This window comes from Flavobacterium sp., assembly GCF_049240005.1.
Taxonomy (GTDB): domain Bacteria; phylum Bacteroidota; class Bacteroidia; order Flavobacteriales; family Flavobacteriaceae; genus Flavobacterium.
Window position 1 is genome coordinate 78303 of the sequence record NZ_JBMLTK010000069.1, and the last position, 19208, is coordinate 97510.

Here is a 19208-nt window from a genome sequence, read left to right on the forward strand (position 1 = left end):
TACTGCTGTCTTCAAAAATGATTTTTAGCAAGTAGTTTGGCTTTTTTAAATCGGTAATTTGCACGTTTGTGGATGGCGAATCGTTTTGTCTAACGCCATCTAGGATTACGTAAAAGCGTTCGCCTTCTTGTGAAAATGTGGTAATTGTGCTGGTTTGCGCAAAATACAATTGCGAAAAAAACGCGAATAATAGTACTAATTTTGTTTTCATATTTTATAGTTTATTGTTGTGCCGGTTTAAGCAAATTAGGAATTATGTACGATTGTGGTGCAAAGTTTATTTGGCGTCCGTAAATCATTTTTACGTCGATTAGTTGTTTTTGCAATGCCGGAATTTCGTCGGCATAATCTAGGATTTTGTCTGCTAAATCATCGGCGCGATTTTTATAGGTACATACCAATTTGGTGTAATTATTTGCCGAAACGATTTCTAAATCGCCACCAAAATTTTTATCGGCTTTTAGTTTTGTACGGAGCGTTCTTAGGTCTCTGAAAGTTCCCGAATTATAGAATCGAATTTCGTAAGGCGTTCCTGAATTTACCCAACTTCCGATATAACCAGTTACCATAGCGATTAGTTTAGAAAAGTTTAAATCGACCGCTTGATTTAAAGCTTGGATGGAGTTGGCGCTATTTCCTGCCTTAGGTAGGCTTTCCAAACTAATAGAGCCCAAACCTTCGCCGGTACAGTTATCGAATGCGCGTGCTTGAAACGAAACTTTTTTACCTTGTGAGATATCGAACGCGCCTTTAACTTCTGAGGTAGTTAACTGACTCACAAGAATAATGAACTGTGCATTAGATAAAACTGCCAACTGTTGGGCGTAGCTTAACTGCGCATTGCTCTCTTGCAACAAGTTACTTCTTTCTGTTTGCAAGGTTTTTAAACGCGATTGATCTACATAACGGTACGATCGTTCGGCTAAGAAGCTGTTGATGCGATCCACGGCAATTTGCAAGTCTTTCTTTTCGGTTTCGTTTTGTACGCTGGGATCTACCATTACGAGAAAGCGCACGCCACCAATTGTTTTACTTAAGAGTTTAAAATCGGCTTCCAAACTATTTGTAGTTACTTCGGCTTGAACGGTAACTTCAAAACGGTCGGGAAACGGAACTTCTTTAGTAACGGTGTACTTTTTAATATAGCCCGATGTATTTGATGCAATAGCATCGGAAATTACCATAAAGTTCTCAACTCGTGTTTCCGAGCGCAAGCTCACACCAACTGCTTGAGAAACGGCGTTTCTAAGAGCGTCTTGTAAGGCGTCTGCTTTGTTTAATCCGCTGCCTTTTGCTTCGACAGCTTGTTGAGAAAATACGGCAGTACTTATGAATATAAATAGAAGAAACTTGATTTTCGCTAGTATAGAATTATTCATCTCTTTTGTTTTAGATTTCAGATTATTTACTTAGAAAATTAGTTTAAACAAGACCGATCCTACGTCTTGTGCCACCCGGGCAACTTTATTCCAAAACACGCTTTTAGATGAACTTTGAGGAATTTTAAAAGTTCCTTTTCCGGTTTGTATCATGTTGATGATATCTGCGCCTTTTTGGTTTCCGTAAGCTTGCAAAATTTCTTTTCCGAGCTGTAAATATTGTGGAAACTTCCCGTCTTTTAATCTGAAATATTGTGAAAAATCAAACAGCACTTTTCCGTTATCATCTACGACCATTGGATACATGGAAGGATCGAATTCTCCTGGATTTTCAACATTGAAAACGATTGGTTTTGAGCCATCAACACCCTCACCGGTGGTTGCTTCTTTTGCCAATAGCGGCGATTTTTCGTAGCCGTTTTTCTGTCTAGCTAACTCCAGTGCTTGATCGTCGAGGGTATTGGCTAAACTTTCTGAGCCGTAGATTGGCATGCGCAAACGCACTTCGATATATCCGTCTTTTTCTTTGGCTTCGCCAATTTGCTGTGCCCCTTTTACGACACCTTCGACTCTTGAATAAATGTAGTCGCTTGTGGTAATCATGTCTTGAACTGTGGTTTCGCCAATAATTTGAACGCCTTTCACAATTTCAAGCAGATTTCGTTGTGCAACCACCACAGCACCTCGCGTTGCCATTAATTTGGCTTGAGCTGCGTTTTTGAATCGTTCGTTATCGAGAACTGCCTGACCTGTTGCCTCGATGTACTGCTGTGTCCAGTTGATGTTTCCGTTCGGTTTGGTAATTACTAAATCGGAAGCACCTTTGATGATGTCGGTTGTTTTAACAGGTGCGTTAACTGTTGTTTGCGTTTGTTTAACTTCGACAGGTTTTGGATTTGGAGTTGGCGCAGGCGTTGGCGTTGGCTGAGAAATTGTTGGTACTGGAGGAGAGAGTGCTGTTTTATTTGCCACTCGTGCCTTTCTTGTTTTTCGCTCTTTTTTAACTGGCTTTTTAGTCTGGCTGTACGCTGAATCTACAGTGGAAAACAGGACACAAAATAGCATTGCGGTTATTAGTAAGTACTTTTTTTTCATAATTTTTGGTGTCAATAATTACTTTGATTTCATTTCTCTTTTAAAAACGACTCTACAAATAAGTTTTCAAAGTTATGATTTTCAAACAAAAGGTAGCGGACTGTCTTTTAAATTTGGAAGATCAGATAAATCCTGCCATTTATTCGATTGTTTTCCTTCTATAACATACTTGAAAAATCGGTTTTCATTTTTTGATTTTAGTTTTTTTTTGATTTGCAAATCGTATAGAAAGTTTTCAAGAACTGTACCATTTGAAAATCGTTAACAATAAATAGGCAAATTATCGATTAATTACTGTTAGACGTTTGATTTTCAATATTTTAATTTTTTAACAATTAAAGTGCTGAATCAAAACTATTTGTAAATGAAATTTAAATTTTGCTTTCTAATAATTGTTTATTGGCATGCCTCCGTTTTAATTTGGGTGGAAAAATGAACAAAGTGTGCGTATTCGGCAAAAATGGCTTCGTGATTTTTGAAGAATTGAAGTTTTGAGATAAAGCTTGGAAAGATAAGCTGCAAATTAACAAACGTAATATTGCAATATTACCTCGATTAAGAAACTCATTACTAAATTTTTACGTTAAAAAAATCATCCTCTAAAAAATAACTTTTCATCACTTTCACTAAACGTTTGTGCACGCTCGTTGCGGCCCGGATAGCAGCGAAAAGCCTTACCTAAATCGGGGCGTACAAAAGCAAAAACTGCAAAGCGACCAGAGGAAGCTCTTGCGGTTTTTAGCTTTTGCCGACCTGAGTGGGCAAGCTTGCAGCGAATAGCCGGAACTGCCGCCCCAAAAAAAAGGCCTCCCCAAATGGAGAGACCTTTTCAACAAAACAAATCTAAAAATAGTGAACTAAGCTGTTTTAGCGGTTCGACGGCGGCGTAACCAGAATTTTGTGGCTTTAACTAAGTAGAACATCACCGGCACCATGACCAGCGTAAGCACGGTGGCGTAGGTTAAACCGAAGATGATAGTCCAAGCTAATGGTCCCCAAAAGATTACGTTATCTCCACCTATGAATATGTGCGGGTTTAGGTCGGTTATGAGCGAGAAGAAATCGAAATTCAAGCCGATAGCTAACGGAATTAAACCTAAAACGGCGGTAAGTGCGGTAAGTAAAACCGGGCGTAAACGCGACTTTCCGGACTCGATGATTACCTCTGTAATTACGTTTAAAGGTAAATCGTCGTGAGATTCGACACCGTACTCGGCTACTTTTTCATCGAGCAGCAGAACGAAGAAGTCCATTAACACGATACCGTTTTTCACGACCACTCCCGCGAGCGAGATGATTCCCATCATGGTCATTAAGATCACGAAGTCCATTCCTGCAAAAACGTAGCCGTAGAACACTCCGGAAAAACTGAGCAACACGGTAAACATGATGATGCCTGTTTTGGAAATCGAATTAAACTGTAAGACAATAATGGTTGCAATTCCGAAAAGTGCCAGCAACAGCGCTTTAATAAGGAAGGCTTGGTTTTTAGCTTGTTCCTCTTGCTCGCCCGAGAATGAATAAGTAATTCCGTTACCCATTTTGTATTCCGATAACTCGGCTTGGATGGTACGAGTAATACCATCGGCGTTGTATCCGGTAAGTACGTTTGAGTAAATCGTCATAACGCGTTTGTAATTGCGGCGTTTGATTTGATTAAACGTTTTGATTTTCTCGGTTTGCGCAATGGCAGAAACGGGCACTTGAACTACTTGTCCGGTTTTTTGATTGGTGAATGTAACGGGCTGATTGAACAACACGCTTTCGTTTTTACGCTGATCTTCTTGTAAACGTACGGTAATGTCGTAGTCGTCGTCGCCTTCTTTATATGTTGAAATTTCCTGACCGTAAACGGCACGACGCATGGTAAAACCAACACTTCCGGTAGATGTACCTAAGCTTCCTGCGTTTACGCGATCGATGTTTACGCGTAATTCGGGAGATTCTTTGTTAACATCTACTTTTAGTTTCTCGATACCTGGAATATTTTTAGTGTTGATGAATGCAATCATTTTATCGGCTTCCTTCAACATTTCGTCGTAATCGGATCCAGTTAATTGAACGGAGATTTGATAACCCGACGGCGGACCGGCAGCGTCTTTTTCTACGGTAACCGATGCGCCTGGCACCATTTTTACTTTCGAACGAATTTCTTCCATAACATCGGACGTATTCACGCCGCGACGCAATTTGAACTCTCGGAAGTTGATGGTTACTTTTCCTTTATAAGGTGTCTCGGCCTGCGAACCTGCATCGACATTCGGATTGCTCGCGCCCATACCCACTTGAGAAACTACCGACTCGGCCAACCAGTTTTCGCTTGCGCCCGGATCTTGGTATTTCTTCATAATGTTAATGATTTGCTTTTCAACAAAACGCGTGGCTTTATCGGTTTTTTCAATGTCGGTTCCCTGTGGATATTCCAAATACACGATTACTTGGTTTGGAATGTTGTTTGGAAAGAAGAGCACTTCACGTGGAAAAACTCCTACAAGAATAAACGATAAGATAAGTAAGGCGATGATCCCGAAGAAAGAAACTAATGCTGCTTTCTTGTGTAGAATTTTGTGCAGGAATTTTTGATATCTCACTTCTAATTTTGGGAAGAACGAATGTTGGAAATCTTGCGTCCATTTGAAGATGAAGAAGTGATATGCCCAAATTAAACCAACAGCAATTACCGATAAGTGACCAAAAGCACGCAAAGCTTTAACATCATACACATGGCCCGGAATTAGGAATAAAAGTGCTGCGATTCCGAAACCAATGGTATAAATTTTCAATGATCGTTTGCTGATGTTGCGGTCTTCGATATCCATAGAACCGCCCGTCATCGCAGCATTGATAACCATCGCCACGAAAAGCGAAGCGCCAAGTACTACCGACAAGGTCATCGGGAAATAGAACATAAACTTACCTAGCGTTCCAGGCCACAAACCTAGCGGGAAAAAAGCTGCCAAGGTTGTTGCTGTAGATGAGATAACCGGCCAAGCAATTTCACCGATACCAATCTTTGATGCCGGAATACGTGCCATACCTTTTTTCATATTGGCAAAAACGTTGTCGACTACCACAATACCGTCGTCGACCAACATACCCAGACCCATAACCAAGGCGAAAAGCACCATTGTATTCAAGGTAACTCCAAACGCATCGAGAATAGCAAAGGCCATAAGCATCGACAGCGGAATAGCAGCTCCTACGAACAACGAGTTTCGCAATCCCATGGTAAACATCAATACAATCATTACCAGAATAATCCCGAAAATAATGTGGTTGGAAAGCTCGTCTACTTGGTGTTCCACGCGCGACGATTGGTCGTTTGTGGTCGTAATCTCTAAATCTTTCGGAAGTACGTTTTCTTGAGCGTCTTTCAAGATTTCTTTTACTTGATCGATGGCAGAGATCATGTTTTGTGCCGAACGTTTTTTCACGTTAAGCATCACCACTTCTTCACCCGATTCACGGGCATAGGTAGTTTTCTCTTTTTCTTTGAAAGCAATTTTAGCGATGTCTTTTAGATATACCGTTCCGTTAAACGATTTAACGATAATATTTTCTAATTCAACCGGTTGCTTGATTTCGCCAACTACGCGAATGTTGTTTCGAACCCCTTGTGTGGTAAGGTTTCCGCCTGAAATTGTCATGTTTTCCGACTGTACAGCGCGTTGAATATCGTCGAAGCTAACTTTGGCAGCCGTCATTTTATACACGTCTACGGCAATTTCAACCTCACGGTCGTCGACGCCTAGAATGTCGACCTGTTTTACTTCTGGGATGTCTTCAATTTCATCTTCCAGATACTCCCCAAACTTCTTTAATTGTTGGGTGGTGTAATTTCCTTTAAGATTGATGTTTAAAATCGGAACTTCTTCAGAAATATTCAAGTCGAATACACTCGGCTCCACTTTACTGCCGTTATCGAGGTTTGGCCAATCGCTGTCTGCTTTGGCGAGGTCGACCTTATCTTTAACGCGTGTTTTTGCTTCTTCGTTCGGAACTTTCTCGTTAAACTCGGCGATGATCATGCCGTAATCTTGGTACGAACTAGATGTAACTTTAGTAACGCCGCTGATGTTCTTAATCTCGTCTTCCAAAGGTTTTACAACGAGTTTCTCTACGTCTTCAGCGCTGTTTCCAGGGAACACCGAAGAGATGTATATTTTGTTTTCGATGATTTCAGGAAAATCTTCCCGAGGCATCGTGATGTAGGCTATGGTTCCCGCCAATACGATAATGAATGTGATGATGTAAACGGTTACACGATTATCGACAGCCCAACTCGATATGCCAAATTCTTTTTTCTGGTGACTCATACGTCTAAGTTGTTAGAGGAGCTTATTAAAATGTTAGTTTCATGCCTTCGGAAATGTTCGAGGCGCCTTCAGTGACTACTTTTTGATCGGCGGTTAAACCGGAAATGATTTCAGTTAGGTTTCCAGCCGATTGGCCTACTTCCACAAATACGCGCTTAGCAATTCCGGAATTTCCTGAAATCTTATCGGCAATGAACACGTATTTTTTACCATCCGCATCGTCAAGAACTACGTTTGATGGAACTACAATCGCCGATTTATTGGTGTAATCGATAATACGCAGTTTCGCTACTTGATTCGGACGCAACATATTGTCGTTCGGAAGCGCGATCTCTACACCAAAACTTCTGTTTTCTGGATTTACGCTGTTTGCAATCTGACGTACTTTTCCTGAATAGGTTTTTCCAGTTCCTTCGATGGTGATATCGACAGGCGTTCCCACTTTGATTTTTCCTACATAAATTTCAGGAACTGTAGTGTTTACGTACATTTTACCCAAGTTTACGATACGCATTAAACCTTGTGGGCTGGCCGAAACAACTTCGCCTTTTTCTACAAAAACCTCATCGATAGTTCCGCTGAATGGTGCTCTAATTACCGTTTTTGCGAGTTGTGCACGAGCTTGATTTAAACTCTTTTGCGCACTTACCATTTGCGTTTGTGCGTTTAAGAATTGGATTTCAGAACCAATACGCTTGTCCCATAAATTTTTCTGACGCTCGAAAGTTGTTTTAGCTAGGGCGTACTGACTCTCCAAAGCTGCGATTCCTTCGCTTGCGCCGCCATCGTCTACGCGGCCTAAAATCTGACCTTTAGAAACGCGTTGCCCGGCTTTCACGTTCAAAGAAACCAAAACACCCGGAACTTCAGGCTGTACTAGTACGTTCTCTTGAGTAGTTACGTTTCCTTGCAATTCGATGTAGTGCTTGAAAATGGTGTCTTGAACAGCCGAAACTTCTACGAGCGACTCCGAAACTTTCTTCTCCAAAGAACTCAATGCCGCATCGAGTTTTGTGATTTCAGCTTGTAAGGCTGCGCGCTTATTTTTAATGGCATCGACATTTTTAGATGCGATGATCTCTTCTGTAGAATTTGAATTACCACCGCCACAGGCGACTAGTAATACGGTTAGTGACCAAAGGATTATTTGTTTTTTCATAACGGTACGGATGTGATGGGTTTAGTTTGATGAGATTACGCGCTCTAAGGCAGAACGCTTGTTGATGATATCGGACATGGTTTGCAAAAACGCTTGCTGCGCCGAATACAACTGCTTTTGAGCGTCGTTGTAATCGAAAGAAGTCGACAAGCCTTCCACGAATTTTACTTGTTGTTTGCGTTCGATGCGTTCGGCTAAATCAAGCGATTTTTTAGCTGTTTGAAATTCTTCCACAGCCAAATCAAAATCGCTTTTTGCTTTTGCAAACTGAACTTGTAGCGCTTGTTCAGTGGCAATTAATTGCGTTTTTGCTTGCTCGATGGCAATTTTAGCTTGTTGTGTTCTCGACGAACGTGCAAACGAAGAGAAAATCGGAATATTTAAGCTGGCACCTACAAAAGAGTAGTTCAACCAACGTTGTTGCCGGTCTAAAAACGTAAACCTATCGCTAAACGCATTGTATCCAAAGTTCAAATTGGCTGCTAGGCTCGGAAGTGCTTTACTGCGCTCTAATTTGTATTCCAACTGACGTTGCTCGTTGAGGTTTTCCAATATTTTGTAATCGATGTTTTGTTTTACATCAAAATTGGTTGCATTCAAAGACGTAGCTACACTTTCGGTTGCCAACTGATCGAGCGTTTGCGTTAGCGTAAGCTGATCTTGAATTTCTAAGCCTAATTCGTATTTAAGCATGTTGTAACTGATGTTTCGCAAACGAGTTACGTTGTTTAAATTGCTTTGAATGGTAGCCAGAGTAAGTTGCAATTGCTCTACGTTTTCTTCTTCAATTAGGCCGTTTTTAAAAGTTTCTTGCGTGTCTGAAAGCAGCTTTTCGACTAATTGCTTGTTGCGTTGCAAAATCTTGATACTCTCATCGGTTAACACTGCCGAACCGTATGCGTTAATAATGGTTTCGCGTACATCGGCATCGGTTTTTTGCTTGGCATTTTGGTAGTATTTCAAATACGTTTTAGAGGCTTGAAGTGCTACGATGTACGAACCGTCGAATAAGAGTTGCGACAAGGTTGAACGGGCAATTGCCGATTGTTTGGTTCCGAAGGCAATCTCGGTGAATTCGCCGGGCTGACCTCCAAAAAATTCTGCTGGAACCACCGATTTCTGAATCTCGATGTTGTATTGATAGTCGATTCCCGCGTTAATTTGCGGTAAACCAGCTGCGGTTGTTTCCCATTTTTTCTTTCGGGAAATTTCGATATCTCGTCCTGCATTAATGACTTTTGCGTTGTGCTCCAGCGCATGCGCAATGGCCTCTGTCAGGTTAAAATTGTAGCTCTTCGGTTGACTTTCGGTTCCGCCTTGAGCGAAAATTCCAGAAGCATACAACAGCGTCACTACGGGTATTAGGTACTTCATTTTGGTTAAATATTTGGAATTGATAGATATGATTCGAGTTCTGAGATGCCTTTGGGCGTACCAATAGCACGGGTATGATATTCCAGCATGTACAATTCGCGCTGCCAAGCTTCTTTTTCCAAGGGAGAAGTCTCGTTGATGTGGAACATCAGGGTGTAATAAAAATCAATGCATTCGGTTACGTTGATGTCGGCACGATAATACCCGCGTTCGATACCTTTTTCAAGATTGTGCTGCACAAAGTGTTTACACTGGGTAAACTGCACTTGTAAAATGTGCTGATAAATCTCTGGGTAAAACTTCCGCAATTGGTACACGGGCGATGCTTCAGCAATGTGAAACATCTCTTTAAACATGTTTCTAATTTCAAAGTTTTCTTTAATTGGATTGTAATCTTTGGCGATAACGTCGTGCATCATCGACATGATTTTACTGTGTATCAGGGTTACACTGTCGGAAACCAAATCCTCTTTATTCGAAAAATACTTGTAAATCGTTTTTTTAGAAATCGACATGTCGGCGGCAATATCGTCCATCGTCACACTCTTAAAGCCCATCTTAAAGAAAAGCTCGGTGGCACGTTCTACTATTTTGTCCTTCATCGTCAAAAATTTCGACAAAGGTATCTTGGAAACTTTTAATACTAAAATAGTTTCCTTAGTTTTTACAATTTTTTAACACTGAATTAAAACGTAGATGCTAAAAACATGTTTTTCAATGGTTTAAATTAATTTTTCGCTTTCGCGGAAGGGAAAAATCGTTGCCATAACGAAAGGTTTACAAGAAACAATTTGCTTAAATTTAGTGGGAATGCCCTACTTTAGCGAAAAAAGATACATGCTGTCTGAATACAAAATTTCTTTTGAAGAAGCCTTATTGAACCAATACGCAGCGCGCGAGCCAAAAGGATTATACGAGCCGATTGATTACATTTTACAAGACGGCGGAAAGCGCCTGAGACCTATTTTGGTTTTGATGGGATCTCAGTTTTACTCAGGCGATTATAAAAGAGCTTTATCGGCAGCAAAAGCTGTGGAAATCTTTCACAATTTCACCTTGCTCCACGACGATATTATGGATGCGGCACCTTTGCGACGTGGCCGACAAACCGTTCACGAAAAGTGGGATACCAATACCGCCATACTTTCTGGCGATGCCATGCTCATTTTGGCGTATCAGCAACTCGAAGAATACGAAGCTCAATTACAAGTTGCGTTATTTCGACTGTTTTCAAAAACAGCATTAGAAGTTTGCGAAGGACAGCAATGGGATGTCGAATTCGAATTGCGTTCGGATGTAACGATTCCCGAATATTTGCAGATGATTACTTACAAAACAGCTGTTTTAGTGGCTTGTGCGTTTAAAATGGGTGCTTTAATTGGTGGCGCTTCGGCAGAACAAGCGCAATTGCTGTATGATTTCGGATTGAATTTGGGCATCGCATTTCAAATTCAAGACGATTATCTCGACGCTTTCGGAAATCCGGAAACCTTCGGCAAGCAAGTTGGCGGCGACATTATCGAAAACAAAAAAACCTATCTCTACCTTCTCACAAAACAAAGTGATAACAAAACGCTAGTTGAAGAACTCGAACAATGGTTTAGCGGGCAACCTCAAGATCCAACAAAAAAAATAGCCCGTGTGAAACACATTTTTCAAGAAACAAATGCGGCTACACTGACACAACAAGCGATTGAAAAGTATACCACTAATGCTTTAAAAACGATTGAACAATTAGGCATTTCTGAAGATAACCAAAACGTTCTTCGTGCCTTTGCGCTCAATCTGATGCAACGGCAAGCTTGATCTACATTTTTAGATTTCAGATAATTGGTGTTTATTGCTCAAATCCCGTGAAAAACCGCTTCACGCAGCGGAATATTATCTGGAATACGACCCACGTTTTGCAATTTGATATGCGCTAGTTTTTGTGCGGCTTTTGTACAGTCGGGTAATGAGTATCCGGATAGATACGCGAAAATAAATCCAGACCAAAACGCATCGCCCGCTCCCGTAGTGTCTTTTACTGATTCAATCGGTAAGGCAGGTCTTGAAAACGTTTCTCCATTCGCTGCCGAGACGCTCACACCATCGGCTCCTTTTGTCAAGCAGATAATTTTAGCTCCCGAATTGTGGAAAAAAGAAAAGATCTCACTTTCCGATTTATGTGTTCCGAAAAAGCGATAACAATCGTCGTTACTGATTTTTAGCAAAGCACCGTGCGACAAATAACTGCGAATAATTTGATGTGCTTCGAGCAGGTCGGGCCATATTTTCGAAGCGTAATTTAAATCGATACTCAAAAGTGCTCCCGCAGCTTTAGCGGCTGCCGCTCGATTGAGGATAGCCTCGCGAGCCGGATTTTTACTCAGGGCAAAGCAGGTGGTGTGAAAAACTTGGCAATTTTGCACCAACTCGTCGGGAAATTGTGAGGTTAGAATCTGGCAATCGGCTTCGCGGAACGGAATAAACTCGGGCGTTTCGGTAGATCTCGAGATAAAGATAACCGAAGTAGGATGCTCAATCGTTTGACGAATGTACCGGCAATCAACCTGATTACTTTTTAATTTATCGATAATGTAGGTGCCCAAACCGTCTTGCCCGCAAGTTGCCACTAAAGCAACCGATTTCCCCAGGCGTTGTAGGTTTACGGCCACATTAGTTGGCGAACCGCCCAAATAGCGGTGGTAATCTTTCGTATGTGCTATGGGTTGCAATTCGTGTCCGATAAAGTCGACCAAAATTTCGCCCGCGCAAATGATATCAGCTTTTAAAACTTCCATGAAAGTTCATGATTTAAAGATTGGGTTAAGAGCACTTGTCCGGCTGCACTCCACGCGCAGTAGCGAGTTCCTTTAGGTTCGGCTGTAAGAGAATGATGGTGTTCGTAAAAACCATTTTCACCTAACGAATTCGCTTCGTTAACGGCCTTCAAGAGAGTTGTAGCCTCTGCCACTTTACCGTTTTGTGCCAAAGCAACGCCTGCAAAACCGTTTACCATACACCAGCTTCCCGCATTGTGATACTCGTAAGCGGCATTCCGAAATTCGTACTTGTGGTTTTCCGACAAAAGTCGATACTCGGCATCCGTTTCAAAAACGGGTGGCCAGAACGCCGGAACTAGTTTCGTTTTGGTTTCTTGCGTTAAACTACTCACGAAATCGGCCATTTTCTCGGCTCTATTGGTAGGTACTAAATCGGTAAATAGCAATATGGCCGTTCCGAAGGCATCAAAATAATTTTTATAACCGGCCGGGCTAAAACATGCCGGCACGTATTCTTGTGTAGTTACCATTGAAAAGGTGCGCGGATGCAAAGATTTTGCTTCATCGAGCTGAATGAAATTATCGTAAATTTTAGTTCGAATTTGCGCTATTTTCGATTTCAGATCAGCGGCGGGCTGCAGCTGCTGTAAGGCGCTCAGGCCCCACAAACGCAATACTTGATCGAACAGCACATAACCTTCCACGATGTACTCGTCGGCCCAATTCCCCGAAAGGGGTACATACAACAAACCTCCCGTATTGTATTCCCAAATATCTAGAAGTCGCAATGCCTTTTGAATGATTGGTTGGGTTTCTTCTAAAAATGCCCAATCGTTCGTCTCCTGAACATACAAAGCCAGACCGAGCAAGTACCAGCAAGTGGTGTCGGTTCTCCCCACTAAGCCGCCGTAACTAATCTTTGGTTGGCCGTCGGAGAAATAAACGTTAGAAGGAATGATTCCCAAATCGTGTTGAAAATCTCCCAGCGTTTGCAAGGTTTTTTTAAAAGTGGCAATTAAAGTTTGATCTTTTGATGCCAGCGCTGCTAAACCACACACCACGCCATCACGTGCCCAAACGCGTCTGTAGTTATCTTTGTTTTCGCTACTGGCTAAAAAACCAATATCGCTGCTGCAGCGGTGAAGTACCGCAATCGCGTTGTGATAGCCTTTTTGCAATTGCTCGTCGTTAATCAACCACTTCATTTTTATTCTTTACAGTAATTAATAAGGTGAAAACAGCTCCCAGCACTAAGAAAACTCCCGCGAGAGTAATCACATTAGACGGATTGGTTCCGAGTAAATCGTACACGAAATACTGCATGGAAAAAATTTGAATAATCATCGGTATTACAATGAACATATTAAAAATGCCCATGTAAACGCCCCGTTTTTTGGCAGGAATAGAACCTGCGAGTAATTGGTACGGCATGGCGAGCATGGAGGCCCAAGCGATACCCAAACCTAATGCATACAGATAAATTGTACTGATGACAATATCTGAACCAACCGGATTCGGTATGGTGAGCAGCACTGTGGTATTGTCGAGATACGGCATCGCAATCAAACTCAAACCTCCGAGCAACAATGCGATGAAATGAACGCCTTTGGCACCAATCTTCAGCGCAAGCGGAATTAAAGCAAACGCCGCTACAAAACAAATGATGTTGTATGTGCCGTTTAGATTTCCGGTAAGTAATTGTGCTTGCGAAAAACCGACCGCATTATGATCGGTGGTTTTAAAGACATTCTGTGCCAGCGCCGAGGTGATAAACTCCCAATAACAAAACATGGCATACCAGGTAAAAAATTTCACTGGAATAAGCTGCTTCATTGTTAAAGGCATGGTTTTCATTGCTTCCACAATTTCGTGCCAAACGCTGGAGATAAGATTGTGCTTAGCTTTTTGTGCCTGAATTTCTTGCCATTCTTCTTCGGTTGGCGGATACTCCTTGGTCGTTGAAACCGAAAGCAGCACTGAAACGATGGCGGCAACCGCACCGATAAAGAACGCATAGTAGGTGTAAATCGGAATACCATTCTCGGCTTTGTCGCTAATAGAAAGTATTCCTAACATTACTAAAATAGCAGGCGTAAAATTGGCAAGCGTGATTCCTAAACCTGCGAAAAAGCTTTGCATGAGAAACCCAATAGCGTGCTGATCTTTAGGAAGTTTATCGGCTACAAATGCACGATAGGGTTCCATGGCAATATTGTTGGCGGCATCTAAAATCCACAATAAACCTGCAGCCATCCATAAAGCAGAAGAAAACGGCATAGCTATAAGCGCTATACTCGAAACTACAGCACCGATAAGAAAATACGGTTTTCTTCTTCCAAATTTTGGCGACCAGGTATTGTCGCTCATCGCACCAATAATGGGTTGAATAATCAAACCAGTAACCGGACCTGCTAACCAGAGCATGGGCAACGAGGCTTCGTCGGCTCCCAGATACTTATAAATGGCGCTCATATTGCTTTGCTGCAATCCGAAGCTGAATTGAATTCCGAAAAAGCCGAAATTCATATTCCAAATTTGCCAGAAAGACATTTTAGGTTTGTTACTCATAACACGCTCTTTTTAATAAAGGTTCCCGTAACTTGGGAAAGAAACGGGAACCATTAACTAAACAAAATATGAAAAAAAATTAAAATCTGTAAGTAACAGCTGCACTTACTGAACGGCCCGGTAACGGACGCGCACGAACTATGTTTGTGGTGTTCTCGGTAATGCTACCTTCTTCTGCCTCTGTGATTGCTAATGTGTCGAAGATGTTGTTTGCAGCTAAATTCAACGACAATCCTTTTGTTAATCCGAACTCAACAAATCCGTTTACAATTAAGAAACCGTCCATAACCAGTTGGTTGTTGTCTTGAGCATACGCCTTAGTTTGTCCGATGAAGCTCAATCCAATGATATCTGATTTCTTATCAGAGAAATTAAACGTTGGTAAAACGCTGTACATGAAACGCGGTTGACGACGCGGATCGTTACCATCATTATCGCCTGAAACAACTTCTGCTTTAGTGTAAGTTCCGTTGAAACGAAGATTTAACTTTTCAGTTGGATTGTAACCCGCCTCAATTTCTAGACCCATCGAACGGTAGTCGTTTTCAATAATGGTATTGGATGTAGCTTCAAATCCGCCTTCTTCGGTAGTCTTACTGTAAAATAAAGTTCCGAAAACGTAGCCGTTGCTGAATTTTTGCTTGTATCCGATTTCAGCCTGATCAAGCATGTCTTTTGCATTAATTGCATCTCCATTCAAGTAGTTTAAACCAGAGAACAAGATACGATCCGCTTTTGCAGAACCTCCACGGCTGTAACGAGCAAATACCGATTGCTTGTCTGTAATTAAGTAATTACCTCCAAGTGTGAACGATACGTAGTCGTAATCGTAATTTACGGTAGTAGGGTTTGCAGTGTCGATCGCAAACACATTTTGTTCTGGTGCCGAAATTACACCGTCGTTATTCATATCGCGCTGTGTTGACACACCACCAGCAAAGTTTCCAGTAACTACACCTTTGTCGTAGCGCACACCACCTTCTAGGTTTAACTTCTCTGTTACATCGAAAGATACATTCATGTAAGGTGCCGATACATTGTACTGTGTATCATAATTACGAGCCAAGTTACCCCAAAAAGGTGTTCCGTAGGCGTATAAACCATTTTCAGATAGTGCATTCCCGCCTGCGTCTAAAACATTGATTAATCGTGCGTTGTTGTCGTTCACTTCCATCAAATAGCTGTTCCATGTCCAAGACATTGAGATGTTTTGAATCGACTTAAAGTAACCCGCTGTTAGCGAAAGACCCGTTCCTTCAATTTTCTTGCTGATACGTAAGTCGTTCATAAAATTATCGAAGTTATTTAACTGTGTATCAAACATATGAATACGTGAAACGAGTTGTGAAGCCGATACAGCTTGGTTATTATCGGCGTACGCTAACGTTGAACCAGCGCCGAATGTTGCTGCGATGTCCGCTCCAGAAGCAACCTGCGCTGGGAATGGCGCGATAAAGCCTCCTGAGTTTTTAGAGAAACGTCCGTTTTCGGTAATTTTCCAGCCATCACCTACTTCAAAAGTAGCGTTAACTCCGATTGATTTAGAAACAGGATTCATACCATCGGCAACATCTCTTCTTTGAATATTACCGTTTCTGTCCAAACTAACATTGTGCTTCAAGTAAATGCTTTGCAAAGCTCCTGTAGTAGCATCAAAGTTTGGAGCATCGCTCCAGTTTGGATTGGCGTTTGTTCCTGAAACTTGAATAGGCATCGGCATGTAAGCCGCCGCACGGTCGTTCAAGAATTTGGTATATACAGTAACCGATCCGCGCTCAAATTCTTTTGTAATGTTGAATTTAAATTGACCACCGTTGTTAGCATTAAAGTTGGGTGATCGAACGCCCTCACCGGTTCTGTAAAAACCACCTGCGTGGAAATACAAACCGTCGGCTATTTTTCCACCGTATTCAATATCTGTTCTAAAATTATCGTAATCCATACCAAAGCTAGTAGTCATCGATCCACCTTCTGTTTTACCCGTTTTGCTGATGAAGTTGATGATACCACCCGGAGAGTTAGAAGCTAACGTAGATGCCGAACCACCACGAATAGCTTCAATACGACCGATGTTGGCGTCGAATCGCGTGAAGATATCTGCTGTTGCGAAAGCAATATCGCCGTACATCAATACAGGTAAGCCATCTTCCTGAAGTTGCAAATATTTAGAACCGCCTGAAGAAATCGGCACACCGCGAACGGCAATGTTCGCGTTACCTTCACCTCCCGACGATTCGCTTCGAATACCTGGAATAGTTCTAAAGATCTCCGCCGTTGTTCTCGGTGCCGCTTGTTCTACTTGCTTTGCATCGATAGAAGTAATGGAAACGCTTGATTTAATTTTAGAACGCGGATTAACCACACCGGTTACCACGACATCTTCAAGCGTTGTAGATTCTTCTTCTAAAACAAAACTAAGTTCTGTTTTGCTTGTTGCAGTTATAGCTTGCGAAGCTGTTTTGTAGCCAACGAACGATACCGATACGGTATAGCTTTGTCCGTTTTGTAAGGATAGGGAAAAATTACCGTCGACATCGGTTGAAGTTCCAGCAGTACCGGCTGTTACGCTTGCTCGCGGAACGGGTAATCCCTGAGCATCTTTAACAGTACCTTTTACAGCGACACTTTGCCCAAATACGGCAACAGAAGCCAGCAGAAAAAACAGCAGGCTGCTCTGTTTGAGAAATTGTGTAATTTTTGTCATTTTCGGAAAAGTTTTGGTTTATTAAGAAATTTTTTGTTTGATAATTGACGAAATTAAAATTACAATCTTATATTTTTGATGATTTATAGCCGAAAACGTTTTCGAAATGACCGAAAACGTTTTCGGATTCTGAAACCAGGTATGAAAGACACTACTTTAAAAGAACTTGCCGAAACTTTAGGCATTTCGGTTACTACCGTTTCCAAAGCACTAAAAGGCTACGCCGACGTGAGCCCAAAAACACGAGAAGCCGTATTAAAACTAGCCGAAGAACTACATTTTACTCCCAATGCCTTCGCGGTAAACCTCCGCAAACAAGAGTCGAAAACCATTGGTGTTATTATACCCGAAATTGTGCACCACTTCTTTTCAAAAGTACTCAACGGCATACTCGACGAAGCCGCAAAACACGGCTACCTCGCCATCGTACTGCAATCCGGAGAATCGGTAGAATTAGAACGAAAACAAGTCGACCTACTCATCAACAAACGGGTCGACGGCATTCTGATTTCACTATCCAACGACAGCAACGACGAGGCGCATCTTAAAGAAATCATACGTCGGAATATTCCGTTGGTTCAATTCGATAAAATTTCAAAACTCATTCCCAGTACTAAAGTAGTAATCAACGATCGGCAAGCGGCTTTCGAAGCTACCGAACATTTGATTTTAAAAGGATGCAAAAAAATTGCGCACATACGCGGACCCGTAAATCCGCAAGGTGCCATAGATCGTTGGATGGGATACAAACTGGCGTTAGAAAAACACGGCATTGCCTATAATCCGAAACTGGTTTACACCTGCACGCACGTTACTTTTGAGGAAGGACGTGAATTTGCGAAACAAATTCTGACCGACCATCCCGACGTTGAAGGCATCTTCGCCATAACCGATTTAGTGGCGGTTGGCGTTATTTCGTACTTTAACGAAAACGGCATTAAAGTTCCCGACAACGTGGCACTCATTGGTTTCAGCAACTGGTTTATGTCGCAAGTAATTACCCCGCAACTCAGTTCCATCGATCAGCCGGGCGAAGAAATGGGCGCCTTGGCCTTTAATTGTCTTTTGGAAGAAGTCGAGGCACGAAAAGCAAACAAACCGTACGATTTAAAAACCATATCACTAACAACAAGTGTGGTTGAAAGACAATCGTCGCAATTTAAAGGCAAGTAACAATCCGTTGATTTAATTTTCGAAGTTTTTGGGCGCGCCGGCAAACGAGTCGTCGCTGCGCAGAAGAGGTTCACGCCGTCACGTGTTCCGCTGTATCTTTTTTGCCAAAACAGTAGTGGAAGTATCGAATCGCAAAAAAGGATATCGCTGCACCCGTTCGCGCGGGAAAGATTCATAAGCGAAAAAATGGAAAAAAGCGAAAAAACACGTTTTCGATTAATTCTCCTAATCGATCTGCAACCAACGAATTTTGGGTCGGGGTGGAAACATGAAACGTTAAGTGGTGAATTCATCGATTCCGATAGCTATCGGAACTAGCTTCTCATATCTAGCTTCTAGCTTCTAAAAAAGCCTTCGACAGGCTTACGCTCCGACCATACGTGGGTTAGGTTGGGAAGATGATACGTACAAGGGTGAACATCACGAAGTCTATCCCGATAGCTATCGGGACTAACTTCTAAAAAAAATCCGCCTTCGACAGGCTCAGGCTCCCACGAATTGTGGTTTGGATTGGGCAAAACGATACGTTAAGTGGTTAATTCATCGAAGTCTTAATACTTAATACTACAATCTTGATACTCCAATCTTAATACTTAATACTCCAATCTTAGTACTTCCCAAAAAATATGCGGAAAACCCGTAATCGTATGTCGATTTTTTTTCAAAACTTCGCCT

Annotated in this window: 13 protein-coding genes; 2 read left to right on the forward strand and 11 right to left on the reverse strand. The window is 41.9% G+C overall.

The genetic code is table 11. The features are described 5' to 3' along the window. The 7 genes from ACOVQQ_RS07450 to ACOVQQ_RS07480 all read right to left on the reverse strand — a co-directional run. Positions 1-211 (reverse strand): hypothetical protein (locus ACOVQQ_RS07450; RefSeq protein WP_421817639.1); only part of this gene is annotated, 211 nt, incomplete at its 3' end. 10 nt (positions 212-221) lie between these two features. Continuing rightward, the gene (locus ACOVQQ_RS07455; protein ID WP_421817640.1) at positions 222-1379 is read right to left on the reverse strand and encodes a hypothetical protein; all 1158 of its coding nucleotides are present in this window, start codon (positions 1377-1379) and stop codon (positions 222-224) included. Positions 1380-1409: 30 nt separating this feature from the next. Beyond that, the gene (locus tag ACOVQQ_RS07460) at positions 1410-2351 is read right to left on the reverse strand and encodes an LPP20 family lipoprotein (protein ID WP_421817641.1); all 942 of its coding nucleotides are present in this window, start codon (positions 2349-2351) and stop codon (positions 1410-1412) included. Positions 2352-3331: 980 nt separating this feature from the next. Further along, a complete protein-coding gene (locus ACOVQQ_RS07465) occupies positions 3332-6790 on the reverse strand; it encodes an efflux RND transporter permease subunit (RefSeq protein ID WP_421817642.1) in 3459 nt (1152 codons plus the stop codon). Positions 6791-6815: 25 nt separating this feature from the next. Beyond that, entirely contained in the window at positions 6816-7949 is a 1134-nt protein-coding gene (locus ACOVQQ_RS07470) for an efflux RND transporter periplasmic adaptor subunit (protein WP_421817643.1), read from the reverse strand. Positions 7950-7970: 21 nt separating this feature from the next. Beyond that, a complete protein-coding gene (locus tag ACOVQQ_RS07475) occupies positions 7971-9323 on the reverse strand; it encodes a TolC family protein (protein ID WP_421817644.1) in 1353 nt (450 codons plus the stop codon). A gap of 5 nt (positions 9324-9328) precedes the next feature. Next, the gene (locus tag ACOVQQ_RS07480) at positions 9329-9925 is read right to left on the reverse strand and encodes a TetR/AcrR family transcriptional regulator (protein WP_421817645.1); all 597 of its coding nucleotides are present in this window, start codon (positions 9923-9925) and stop codon (positions 9329-9331) included. Positions 9926-10133: 208 nt separating this feature from the next. Between ACOVQQ_RS07480 and ACOVQQ_RS07485 the strand changes: the two genes are divergently transcribed. Then, entirely contained in the window at positions 10134-11129 is a 996-nt protein-coding gene (locus ACOVQQ_RS07485) for a polyprenyl synthetase family protein (protein WP_421817646.1), read from the forward strand. Between the two features lie 38 nt (positions 11130-11167). Here the strand turns inward: ACOVQQ_RS07485 and ACOVQQ_RS07490 are convergent, their stop codons facing one another. The 4 genes from ACOVQQ_RS07490 to ACOVQQ_RS07505 all read right to left on the reverse strand — a co-directional run bounded on the left by ACOVQQ_RS07490 (position 11168) and on the right by ACOVQQ_RS07505 (position 17360). Then, positions 11168-12106: a carbohydrate kinase family protein gene (locus ACOVQQ_RS07490; RefSeq protein WP_421817647.1), complete on the reverse strand. Its 939-nt coding sequence runs from the start codon at positions 12104-12106 to the stop codon at positions 11168-11170. Further along, positions 12094-13293 carry a glycoside hydrolase 100 family protein gene (locus tag ACOVQQ_RS07495; protein ID WP_421817648.1) on the reverse strand — a complete coding sequence of 400 codons (1200 nt, stop codon included), beginning with the start codon at positions 13291-13293 and terminating at the stop codon, positions 12094-12096. Before ACOVQQ_RS07495 ends, ACOVQQ_RS07490 begins: the two co-directional genes overlap by 13 nt. Further along, positions 13277-14656, reverse strand: a complete 1380-nt coding sequence (locus ACOVQQ_RS07500; protein WP_421817649.1) for an MFS transporter — start codon at positions 14654-14656, stop codon at positions 13277-13279. Before ACOVQQ_RS07500 ends, ACOVQQ_RS07495 begins: the two co-directional genes overlap by 17 nt. A 79-nt stretch (positions 14657-14735) precedes the next feature. Further along, positions 14736-17360 carry a TonB-dependent receptor domain-containing protein gene (locus ACOVQQ_RS07505; RefSeq protein WP_421817650.1) on the reverse strand — a complete coding sequence of 875 codons (2625 nt, stop codon included), beginning with the start codon at positions 17358-17360 and terminating at the stop codon, positions 14736-14738. Positions 17361-17501: 141 nt separating this feature from the next. On the opposite strand from ACOVQQ_RS07505, the gene ACOVQQ_RS07510 reads away from it, so the two are divergent. Continuing rightward, positions 17502-18533 carry a LacI family DNA-binding transcriptional regulator gene (locus tag ACOVQQ_RS07510; protein WP_421817651.1) on the forward strand — a complete coding sequence of 344 codons (1032 nt, stop codon included), beginning with the start codon at positions 17502-17504 and terminating at the stop codon, positions 18531-18533. Positions 18534-19208: the final 675 nt, after the last annotated feature.